General features: G+C 44.4%; 2 protein-coding genes. One reads left to right on the top strand and one right to left on the bottom strand.

Annotated features, from left to right (window positions below; all coding sequences use genetic code 11):
* Window positions 1–31: 31 nt before the first annotated feature.
* Window positions 32–2,050 (bottom strand): TolC family outer membrane protein, encoded by a 2,019-nt coding sequence (locus L3V41_RS02375; protein WP_237114311.1) that lies wholly within the window; start codon window positions 2,048–2,050, stop codon window positions 32–34.
* Window positions 2,051–2,293: 243 nt separating this feature from the next.
* Between L3V41_RS02375 and L3V41_RS02370 the strand changes: the two genes are divergently transcribed.
* Complete coding sequence (locus L3V41_RS02370) at window positions 2,294–13,015, top strand: Ig-like domain-containing protein (protein ID WP_237127106.1); 10,722 nt, start codon at window positions 2,294–2,296, stop codon at window positions 13,013–13,015.
* The last annotated feature ends 14 nt before the right edge of the window (window positions 13,016–13,029 follow it).

The raw sequence follows: 13,029 nt of genomic DNA, 5'->3' as shown, positions 1-13,029 counted from the left end.
ACACTATCCATACGTTAATTTACAACCTAGCTTAAGACCAGCCATTTTGTGCTGTAGCTGAGCGATTGCTAGAGTCGGTTATTACAGCTTCTATGCGACGGTTTGCAGCATTTGCGCGAACGGAAATTTCGTTAATTCTTGGCTGATCTGTTCCATAGCCTAAAGATGTGACGCGGTTAGGTGCAATACCGTATTGCTGGATAAGTAGCTCTGCGACTGAAAAGGCGCGCTTTTCTGATAGCTTGCGATTGTAAAGGGCAGGGCCTTCTAATGAGGCATGCCCTTGAATCTCCACCTGCTTAGTAGGATGCTCTTTTAAAAATTCAGCTAACCTAGCGATTTCTTGCATATATTCAGGGCGCACTACACTGGAGTCAGCTAGAAAAGGAATACCAATTTCGACATTACTGGTATTACTGCGGTATTTAGTGCACCCTCTGTCATCGACTTCTGTAAATGCGGGGGTCGATGGGCAGTCATCTTGCTCATTTGCAATACCATCATTGTCATCATCAGCAAAGGTTGTTATGGGGGCTTGTGGTGCTGGTGTGGCAGGAATGTTCAAATAACTAGGCATCGCAGTCACACTCATATACGCGTTATCTTGCTTCTTTTTTTCTTGCAAAAACGCTTGTCGTCCCAATGTTGCTGCAACATCGTATTTAGGGCAAACATACTCCGCATTATGAGCAATTGGATCATCGGTAAGTTCACTTATTGATGGGAACTTGTCAGATTTTACATTTAGTGTTTCTAGTAACTTACCCATCTCTGCAAGCATGGTTAAGATCGCAGTTTGACGGTCGTAAAGTGCCGCTGTATAGGCTCTATTTGACTGAAATGATTCGTTCTCTGCGTCAAGTACATCAAGTAAGGTGCGCTGACCAATATCAAACTGATCTTTATACGCAAATTTTACCTTATTAGAAGAATTTTTATGGTTTTCCAAAGAAGGAATTTTACTTTGCAGCACGAGTACATTGTTGTAAGCCACTTGAAGATTTTGTCGTATTTCGATACAGGTTTGGTCACGTTGGTATTTCGCAACATTGACCTCTTGGTACGCTTGATCTAAGTTAGCACTATCACGACCCCCACTGTAGAGGTTATAGCTAATATCAATGCCCACACGTGCTTCAGATTGCGTTTCATCTAACCCTAGCTCGTTTCGGTCTTGCATACCGTAACGTGCTGATAAATCGACATTTGGATGAAAAGCGGCGCGTTGTGAGTCGGCGTTAGCTTGTTGTGCTTCAATATTGTATAAAGAAGCATAAAAGTTAGGGCTGTTTTTATATGCCAAGTCCAGTGCTTGATTGATAGAAATAGGAATAGCATCGTCACTGAGTTTTGCTTTAACAACTCCTTTGGTCGGCAATTCGCCAACAATCCGTAAATAGCGAGCACTTACATCATGTAAGTTTGCATATTCGGTCATGACATTTGATTGAGCGAGTGATAAACGACCACTAATTTGTTCTAAGTCAGCGGCACGTGCCACACCGGCTCCAACGCTTTGTTCAATTTGTTGATAAACCGATTGATGTTCTTGTAGGTTATTTTCTGCAAGTTGTACCAGCTCGGTAAATTTTTGTACATCTAAGTATGCGACACTGGCTTCAAGTGCTGTTTGCTCAGCTTGAGTGAGGAGCTCAAAATAACGGATTAGCTGGATACGTTCAAAACGTCTTACTGTGTTTGAAGTTCGAAATCCATCATAAAGCATCTGTCCTAACGTTAATTCTGCTGTATTACGATTAAACTCTTCATCAATACCATAATTTCGCTTTTCATATCCTGCACTTGCAGATATATCTACCGTTGGTAAATAACCTGAACGCGCTGCATCAATGCCATGCATCGATGCTTTAAATGCATGCCACGCCTGCTGGACTTCAGGGTTATTTGCAATGGCTTTATCGGCGACATAATTAAGTGGCATAGATGAGGTTTGCTCTGCTTGAGCATTTAAAATACTCCCATTTGCAGCAAAAATTAGAGCGATAACACTGATGAATTTGTTTTTAGTGAACGGGTTTATTATAGCCATAATATCCTCTTTTTTGACTAAATTTTATTCACGCTAAGTTAAGGTTTAGCTAACATTTTAAAATACTGCAACTACTACAATTGTTTAAATGTGAACTTTTTCTTCTGGATTCATGTCCCTGTTTTAATAGTTAAATAGTATTAAATAAGTGGCTGACCTGTACCATAGTCCAGTAACTTAGTGTTGTTTCTTAACTAGGCTTTACTTATATAAAAGTATTACTGGTACGTTGAGGAGCGGCAAATGGATGCAAACCAATTATTAGTTATCGATGTTCAAGGTTCTGCTGGCATTATCCAAGCAGATGGCTCTATTAAGGCACTTGAGGTGGGTGATGTGATCACCGTGGGTGACACTGTTGTAACGGCTGAAAAGTCGACTTTAACAATAGATGTACAGGGCGAATCATTATCAATACCAGCCAGTAAAAGAATCACAATTACTCCCGATTTAGTTGCCAAAGGCAGTCAAGACAGTTCTGAAAATACGGTGTTTGATGAGTCTATAGATGATGCGATTGCAAGTTTAAATCAAGCAAACTCAACGCCACCTCAGCAACAAGCAACTGGCGATATCAGCGACTTTCTACAAGCTTTAGAAGGTGATGGAGACATTCTTGAGAATTTAGAAGCAACCGCAGCGGGCGGCACTGGTGGTGCTACATCAGGTGGTGGCACATCTTTTGTTGAGCTTGCTCGTATTGCAGAAGGGATTGATCCGTCAGGTTTATCATTTGATGATAGCCTAAATGCAGGTAGTGATGGCATTTTTACGCCAAGAGATACCACCGATGGTGTCGTCCCTAATGACGCTTTAGCAACATTAAGTGTCAATGAGCTTGGCAATTCGAACAATCCTCAACCGGTTATTTCAGGTACAACGCAGAACCTTGTAGGCGAGACATTAACTGTCACAGTCACCGATGTGAATGGAAATACACAGGTTGTTACAGTGATTGTCCAGCCTGATGGCACTTTCACGACGACACCGCTAGACCCCTTACCAGATGGACCGATTGTGATTGATGTGGATGTGATCGATCCTAACGGTAATCCACTGAATGATAATATCTTGGCAAATATAGATACAACGGGCCCTCAAGTGCAGCTTAATGCGCTTAATGACTCTGCTTCACCTAATGTAGAGATTTCGGGCACCGTGTCAGGAATTGAAGTGGGTGGAGATGTCACAATCACTGTGACTGACAGCCAAGGGCGAGTACAAACCATTGTGACTCAAGTTGATGAACAGGGTAATTGGAGCATAACAGCGCAAGATCTTTCTGAAGGGCTATACAATGTTGTCGCCTCAGCAATTGACGAAGTAGGTAATGAGGGGGTTGATACTGATAGTAGCCTCATTGATTTAACGCCGCCTGATATTACGCTTGTTGCGATTGCCGACACTAATGATACAACTCCCACATTTGTTGGGCGGGTTGATGATGTGCCAGAGGGAACTCAGGTACGTATTCAAGTTGTTGATAGTAACGGTCAGTCACAAATATTTACAGCCATTGTTGGCGCTGATGGCAGTTATACCGTAGATGCAACGGCGGGATTTCCTGAAGGGGCATTTACCGCTATCGCGACAGTGGTGGATCCTGTTGGTAATAGTGCATCGGCCAATGCCAATGGAGAAATCGCATTTTCTCCTATTTCAATAACAATCAACTCAATTGCTGATAGCAATGATCCAACGCCATTTCTTAGCGGTCAAACCGAAGGCGTTGCGGCGGGTACAACCATCATGCTGATGATCACTGCCAGTAATGGACAAGTCATTAACTTGCTTGCAGTTACTCAAGCTGATGGTAGCTGGTCACTGCAAATGACAGAACCGCTTCCTGAGGGGGACTTTACTATTGTAGCAACTGTTCTTGACCCTCAGGGCAATGAAGCACAGGCGACAGCGGTTGGCAATGTCGATTTAACGGTTAGCATTAACTTTATTATTGATACAAACGATACGACCCCTGTAGTGACAGGCTCAACCCAAGATGTTGATGCAGGTACAGTGGTCACCGTTACCTTCATTGGTAGTGACGGTGCTACAGAAACACTACAAGTGATTACCGATGCAAACGGGGATTGGTCAGTAGAAGCAACAACACCGCTGGTGGAAGGAACATTCACTGTTACAGCAACGGTAACGGATGCGGTTGGTAATACGGCAACCGCGACTGAAATAGGCGAAATAGACTTAACCGATCCTATTATTTTTATAGACACATTAAATGATACTAATGACACGACGCCGACTATCTCAGGCTCCGTTTTAGATGTTCCTGCAGGAACAACAGTGACATTACTGGTTACAGACAGCGGCGGTAATGCACAAACACTCACAACAACAACGGATGCAGATGGTAATTGGCAAGTTGATGTTATAAATGATTTAGCTGAAGGGGACTACACCGTTACGGCGAGTGTTAGCGATGAGGCTGGTAATAATAGTACGGCCACAGCAACGGATACAGTTGATTTAACACCGCCAATAATAACAATTAATACCATAGGTGATGTTAATGATTTAACGCCCACTATAGATGGCACAACACAAACCCTAGACGCCGGCACTGAAGTCACCATTACTGTGACCGATAGTAGCGGAGCGCAGCAGACTTTCATAACCACGACAAATGCTGATGGTAGTTGGTCAATAACCCTAACCGACCCCCTTGCTGAGGGAGAGTTTACTGTTGTAGCCCAAACGCAAGATGCAGCTGGTAATACTGCGCAGGATACCGAAGTCGGTGTGATTGATTTAACTGGACCAACTATAGAAATTAATGATTTTACCCCGTCAAATGACGTAACGCCTATTATTTCTGGGGTGGTGAGTGGTGTTGATGTTGGTACGCAAGTAACCGTGACTTTAGTGGATAGTAACGGCAATCAACAAACATTAACGGCCACCGTTAATGCTGATAATAGTTGGCAAGTTGGTGCCAACCAAGCCATTGTTGAAGGGCCGTTTACAATTACGGCTACGGTAAATGATCTGGCTGGTAATCAAGCAACAGATACTGCACAAGGCATTATAGATTTAACCGCACCGATAATTACATTAGACGATCCTGGCAGTAGCGCTGATACAACTCCGACTATTTCAGGTGTCGTTGAAGGTGTTGACGAAGGCACTGCGGTGACCATTGTTGTGGTTGATGCAAATGGTAATAGTCAAGAATTAAGCGCAGTGACAAACATCAATGGTGGTTTTTCAGTTGATGCTGCTACAGAGCTTAGTGAAGGTCAGTATACTGTCACCGCAACAGTTGCAGATGCAGCTGGAAACCAAGCTTCTGCAACTGCAAATGGGTTAATTGATTCATCATTACTCACCATTACTATTGATGCAATCGGTGAAACAAATGATACCACCCCAACCATTTCAGGGACGACAATTAATGCAGCTCCTGGGAACGTAATCACGGTTGTTGTTACGCCTGCCTCGGGACCTGTGCAGAGCTTTGTGACTCAAGTCGGCCCTGATGGATCATGGAGTATTGAGGTACCTACCGCGCTTGCTGAAGGTGAAGTTTCGATTGATGCGACTGTGACAAACTCTGTTGGAAATACGGCTAACGAAGTTATTAGCGGTATTATTGATATCACTGCGCCTGTAGTTTCTATCGATGAAATTGGTGTCACAAACGATAGTACGCCAATCATCACAGGCTCGGCAGAAGGTGCCTTAGCGGGAAGTACAGTGACAGTAACCGTGTTTGACTCTGTGAATAACAGCCAAACTTACACAACAACGCTGGATGCACAAGGTAATTGGGTTGTACAAGTTACAACACCTGTCAGCGAAGGTAATTTTTCAGTAACTGCAAGCGTGACTGATAACGCAGGTAATACAGGGCTCGATACTGAGATAGGCACATTAGATTCTACAGCACCACTGATAACCATTGATAACCTTGGCACAGTCAATGACCCTACACCAATTATCAGTGGTACAACAAATGAACCTGCTGGCAGTGTTGTACAACTGACGGTAAGTAACGGGGTTGATAGTTATGTTTTTACTGCCATTGTCAGTGGCGGTGGCACGTGGGCTGCTGAGGTACCTGAAGAATTACAAAATGGTACATTTGATATTGTAGCCTCGATTACTGATGCGCAGGGCAATGAAGCTGTAGCAACAAGTTCGTTTGTTTTAAATGCCAGTGCGCCCAGTCTTTCAATTGATACAATTAACGATACCAATGACACTACACCCACCATCAGTGGTACATCGGATGCGCCTAACGGTACCGTGGTGTCTATTATTGTCGAAGACAGTAACAGTAATTTGCAAGCCCTATCCGCCGTCGTTCAAAATGGAATTTGGGTAGCCAATGTCACATCGCCATTAAGTGAAGGGGCATTTTCTGTATCAGCTTCCGTTACTGTTAATGGTATAACTGGTGATGCAACAGCTCAAGGTCTTGTTGATATAACACCACCAACGGTCAGTATTGATGCACTGGCTGATACCACGGATATTACCCCTCTCATATCTGGACAAGCTTCAGGCTTGGCTATTGGCAGTGTTGTTACTTTACAAGTGACTGATAGCGCTGGAAATACTCAATCATTAGCAGCGGTTGTTGGTGCCAATGGTAATTGGTCTGTCGAGGTGGAGACAGGGTTAGCTGAAGGTACTTACACCGTTGAAGCCACTGTCGCAGACACGGCAGGCAATACAGCTTCAGACACTGCCACAGGCGTTGTCGACTTAACTGCACCTCTTGTCTCAGTTAATGGTCCTTTCCTAACAAATGATGATACGCCACTTGTAACTGGTACCTCTGATTTAGCGAATGCAAGTGTTGAAGTAACATTTACGGATGTGAATGGCGATAGTCATATTGTTGTCGTGCAAACGGACAGTAACGGAAACTGGAGTGCAGAGGCTTCGCAGTCACTCGCAGATGGTAGTTATAATGTTTCAGCAAGCGTAACGGATGCTGCCGGTAATACAGGTACTGATACTGATAGCGGTGTGATTGATACAATTCCTCCACAGCTTGCCTTTGAACCTACCTTATTATTAGGTCAATTGATTACTTTGAGTGGTACATCAGATTTACCGGCAGGAAGTGTGGTTACGGTTACTCAAAATTTAATTGGTGCACCAGCAGTCACAACAACCGTGACAACAGATGCTAATGGGAATTGGTCATTAACGGGGTTGAGTGTGCCTATTGTTAATTTGGCATCTATTACAGCAACCGCGTCAGATGCTGCAGGTAATGTCACAACAATTACTACAACTGACTTTGATGATACACCGCCGATTTTAACTGTCAGTGTAGATGCTTTAACTAATGATAATACTCCCCTTATTTCGGGCACCACTGATGCTGGCCAAGGCGCGCAAGTAACCGTTGTTGTTACCGATCAAGCAGGGAATAGTCAAACACTCAATGCGACTGTGAATGCAAATGGTGAATGGTCAATCAGTCCGAATGTGATACTGGCAGATGGCACATTTACTGTCAGTGCTAGTGTACAAAATAGTTTTGGTAATACCACAACAGAAACAGCCAGTGGCGTTATTGATACTGTAGCACCGAGTTTAACGCTTGATGGCGTTGGTAGTGGCAATGATGTAACACCTGTACTGAGTGGCACCAGTGACGAAATAGGTGCGACCATTAATATAGAAGTGACTGATAGCAATGGAACACAGCAAATTAGTGCAACAGTGGCAAGCGATGGCACATGGTCTGTAGAAGTGCCAAATGGCTTAGCTGAAGGAAGTTACACTGTTACTGCATCAGTCAGTGACGATGCAGGTAATACGACAACCCAAAACGCGACAGGTGATATTGATATTACCTTGCCTATAGTTACTGTGAATAATAACGGATTAGGAAACGATAGCACGCCATTATTAAGCGGCACATCCGGTGAGGCAGCAGGAACAGTTGTCAACCTTACAGTGACCGATATCAATGGTGATACGTATGATTTAACCGCAACGGTTGATGCAAATGGTGACTGGCAAGTAGAGGCGCCTTCACTCCCTGATGGTAATTACACCGTTTCAGCAAGCATAACCGATGATGCCGGCAATATTGGCACAGCATCCGGCACCGGTAATATAGACACTGTTGCCCCTGCTATTTCGATTAATAGTCTTGGCACTGTAAACACAAACACACCTACAATAAGTGGTACCTCAACAGAGCCGCAAGGCACACAAATATCTCTGATTGTGACTGATTCAAATAACGTTGATGTGTCTTTAACGGCTGTCGTTGATAGCAATGGAGATTGGTCGGTTACATCTATGGTATTAGCTGATGATGACTACACTGTTGTAGCCACAGTTGCAGATCCTGCAGGTAATACTGCCAGCGCCTCAAGTGACTTTACTGTTAACATCAGCGCGCCGAGTATGTCAGTTGATGCGATAGCCGATACGAATGACACAACCCCGACAATTACAGGCACTACTTCAGCGCCAAACGGCTCGACAGTGACCGTGGTGATTGATGATGGTACTAACCCGCCACAAACATTAACTGCGACTCTTCTTGATGGCATTTGGTCTGTGACACCACCTACAGCATTAGCAGAAGGTAACTTCACAGTGACGGCAACAGTTACCGTTGGAGGTGTTGATGGTGAGGCGTCAACGATAGGCGTTGTTGATTTAACAGCACCTACTATCAGTATTAACAACATAGGTAGTACAAATGACGATACACCAACAATTAGTGGGGTCACTGATGCAAGTGCTGGCAGTACCGTTACATTAGAAATTACGGATTCACTTGGCGGCATCCAAACGATCACCGCGACTGTACAGGCTAATGGCACATGGTCGGTATCGCCGAGCATAGCATTAGCAGAGGGCAGTTTTACAGTTAACGCCAGTGTATTTGATGTTGCAGGTAACGAAGGTACGGCAACTGAAACAGGCTTAATAGATACGACTGCGCCAACAATCGTGATTGATCCACTCTCTGATACAACAGACGTAACACCATTGATCAGTGGGCAAAGTAGCGGCGCTTCAGTCGGTACGCTTGTTACACTAACCATTACCGATGGCGCAGGGCAAGAGCAAGTCGTCACAACGCAAATACAACCAGGGGGGGCATGGTCAGTTGAGGTAACCACCCCATTGGCTGAGGGTGAATACACTGTTAATGCGACATTCGAGGATGCTGCTGGTAATCAAGGCTCGGATACAGAAACAGGCAATGTTGACCTTACTGCGCCCAATATCACCATTGATGCACCTGAATTAACTAATGATAATACACCGACGGTAACCGGTACGTCTGATTTAGCAAACACGCAGCTAGACGTGACCTTTTTAGATGCCGACAGTGTTAGTCATGTTGTTACCGTAACCACAGATGCTTTAGGTAACTGGAGTGCTGATGCAGGTCAAGCGCTTGCTGATGGTAGCTATACCGTATCAGCGACAGTTCAAGATAATGCGGGCAACACCGGCACAGCATCTGATAGTGGTATTGTTGATACTATTGCACCTGATATTCGCATTATACCTTCGTTCCTATTAGGTAATTTAGTCGGGCTATCTGGCACATCTGATTTACCTCAAGGCAGTGTCATTACCATTACTGAGCAGTTAGTCGGTGGCTTAGTGGGGGCAACTTATACGGCTACCACTGATGCGAATGGTGATTGGGAGGTTGCAAATATCACTGTACCGCTACTTAACTTAGCTTACGTAACGGCCACTGCCACGGATGAAGCAGGGAACACCGCTACGGTGAGTACATTAAATTTTGATAATGTTGCTCCTGTCTTAACACTCAATGTTGATTCTTTAACTAATGACACGACGCCGACTATCTCAGGAACAACTGATATGGGAGAAGGGACTGTTATTAACATTACCGTCACTGATAGTGCTGGTGGCTCGCAAAGCTTTACAGCGACAGTGTTAAATGATCAAACTTGGTCTGTTGATGTCCCCGCAGCGCTTGCAGAAGGTGGCTTTACGGTAACAGCGTCGGTTAGCGATGAAGTGGGTAATTTAACCACGGAGCAGGCATCGGGTGTGCTAGATAGTGTAACCCCAAGCCTAGTTATTAACGATATTGGTGCTACTGCAGATGTTCGACCAACGATTTCAGGCAGTAGTAATGAAATTGGCGGTACAGTCGTTGTCGAAGTAGCAGGGCAAACAATTACAACGACAGTGGCAAGTGATGGAACGTGGCAGTTTGTTGTTCCCCTTGATATTAGCGACGGCAGCTACACAGTTACCGCTACAATTACGGATGATGCTAATAATACGCAAACAGTAACAACACCCATCACTGTCGATACGGTTGATCCTGTTGTCACACTGGATGCGCTTGTATTAGGTAATTCAAGTACGCCAGTTATTTCTGGCACATCGACAGAACCACAAGGTACGCTTGTCGATGTTAGCGTTACAGATAGTAATGGCGATATTCAAACATTGACGGCAACAGTACAAATCGATGGTACTTGGCAAGTAACGCCCAGTGATTTGCCTGATGGTAACTATAGTGTGACCGCGAGTATTACCGACTCTGCGGGTAATTCAGGTAGCGCTTCAGATACCGGTGCAATTGATACCTTCGCGCCAATTCTTGTCATTAATGGTCTTGGCACAATAAACGACACCACACCAACCATTAGTGGGACAACGAGCGAACCACAGGGTAGCACGGTGAACATAAGCGTTGAAAATGACGGTAATACCTATCCGCTTACTGCAACAGTGCAAGCAGATGGTAGTTGGTCTGTCGATGTATCACCAGCTTTAACAGATGGTGCAGTCAGTATTACTGCAAGCATTACTGATGCAGCAAGTAATACGACAACGGCCACTGAAACAGCGACTCTTGATAGTAATGCACCTACCATCGCTGTTGACGCACTATCAGTGACGAACAATACAACACCGACTATCTCTGGCACCAGTGATGCCGCAGATACCACGCAGGTGACTGTGAATGTTGAAGATGCACTTGGCAACATTCAGACCGTCTTTGCAACCGTAACAGGGGGTGTATGGAGTGTGCAATTACCGACACCATTAAGCGAAGGTAGTTTTAGTATTACAGCGAGTGTGACCGAAGGCGGGTTAACAGGCACTGCCACACGCAGTGGTGAAATCGACCTAACGGCACCTCTATTCAGTGTTAATACACCAGATGTAACAAATGATACAACTCCTACAATCAGTGGCACCAGTGATGCTCCGCAAGGTACCCTAGTATCAATAACCGTAACAGATGCGCTCAATAATGAAGTCACAGCGAGTGCAATTGTTGGTGCAAGTGGTAATTGGTCTGTTGCACTTGCTTCTCCCCTTGCTGAGGGAGCTTATACAATTGATGCAAGTATTACAGATGCTGCGGGTAATACAGCAACAGATTCGGCATCGGGTAGCATAGACATAACACCTGCAGATGTAACGATTGATCCAATCGCCGTGACAAGTGATTTAACACCAAGCGTGACAGGTAGTGCAACAGGGGCTACAGCAGGGAGTTTGGTGATTGTTACATTTGTTGATTCTGTGGGAGTAAGTCACAGTGTTGAAACAACATTAGATGCAAACCTAGAATGGCAGGTTGAGGCAACACAAAATCTTGCTGAAGGAGCATACACAGTAACAGCAGTTGTCAGAGACAGTGCTGGTAACGATGGTTCTATCTCAACAACGGCGGTGATTGATACGATTGCACCTACTATTAGTATCAACGCGAGTAGTTTGATACTCACAAATGATTCAACACCCACAGTGAATGGTACGTCTGATCTCGCTAACAGCAATATTATTGTTACTTTCACCGCAGCTGGTGGCGTAACGCATAGTGTTGCGGCTGTGACAGATGTGAACGGCAACTGGCAAGCAACCGCGACTCAAGCTCTTGCTGATGGTACTTACTCTGTTGCTGTAAGTATCACTGATGAAGCTGGAAATACTGGAACAGACAGTAAAACCGGCGGAGAGGTTGATACGGTTGCACCAGAACTTTCAATCGTACCGTCATTCTTATTAGGTAACTTGGTTTCGCTCTCTGGTACCTCAGATTTACCTGAGGGCAGCGTTATCTCAATTACGAATCACTTAGTGGGAGGAGGCGTCAGCGCACCCTATACAGCCACTGTTGATGCAAATGGGGATTGGCAAGTCCTTAACTTATCTGTTTCGTTACTAACGCTTGCTTATGTTGAGGCATCAGCAACCGATGCCGCAGGCAATACCACAACCATATCTAGCATTGATTACAGTAACGACCCTAGTTTAGATGCGTTTAATGTAACTAATTATAATCCAGGCGTTTTAGGACTTCTTCTCCCATCAGCTTCAGGGGAGGCAGAACCAGGCACAGAAGTTTATGCCATTGGTTCTAACTTGGTTGGGCTTAATTTATTAAATATTGTTGATTTATCTTTACTTAATTCAGCGCAAACAGTAACCGCAGATAGTAATGGTGATTGGTTTATTAGCTTGTCAGTATTAGACTTAGGTAATGAATATTACTTTGCAATCGTCGACCCTGTAACAGGTGACTTCATTGTTAAAAATACCGAAAATGATTTAGTGGGCACTGGGGTACTCGATACTGAGCCTGATGATGGTCTTATTGGTTTAGGCAGTGAACCTTTGTTAGCTGATTTTGATGAGAGTGAAGAGCAAATGGCACAAGGAACTGAGCCTCAACCACTTGGCGAAAGTATTGATTTGAGTTTGGTTATGACTGACACAAACACAGATTCTACTATTGCTGAGGGGGCGGCACCACTTGAACTGAGTATTGATGATGTACTCACCGATAGTGAGCAAACGGATGTACTTGCTCTTGATACTGGCAATGAAAGTCAAAGTTTGGCATTCAATGGTGAGCCCGAAGTGACATCAGACGCAGCAAATGATATTCAAAATGGCTCTGAGGAGTTAATTAAGAAACTCATCGAAGGCGGCAATAACGCTATCGATATTTAAAACGAGTTACTAAA

Origin of the sequence: Pseudoalteromonas sp. L21 (genome assembly GCF_021728035.1) — a bacterium.
GTDB classification, from domain to species: Bacteria; Pseudomonadota; Gammaproteobacteria; order Enterobacterales; family Alteromonadaceae; genus Pseudoalteromonas; species Pseudoalteromonas arabiensis.
Note: the sequence above shows the minus strand (reverse complement) of the source record. Positions and strands in the feature narration are given on the sequence as shown.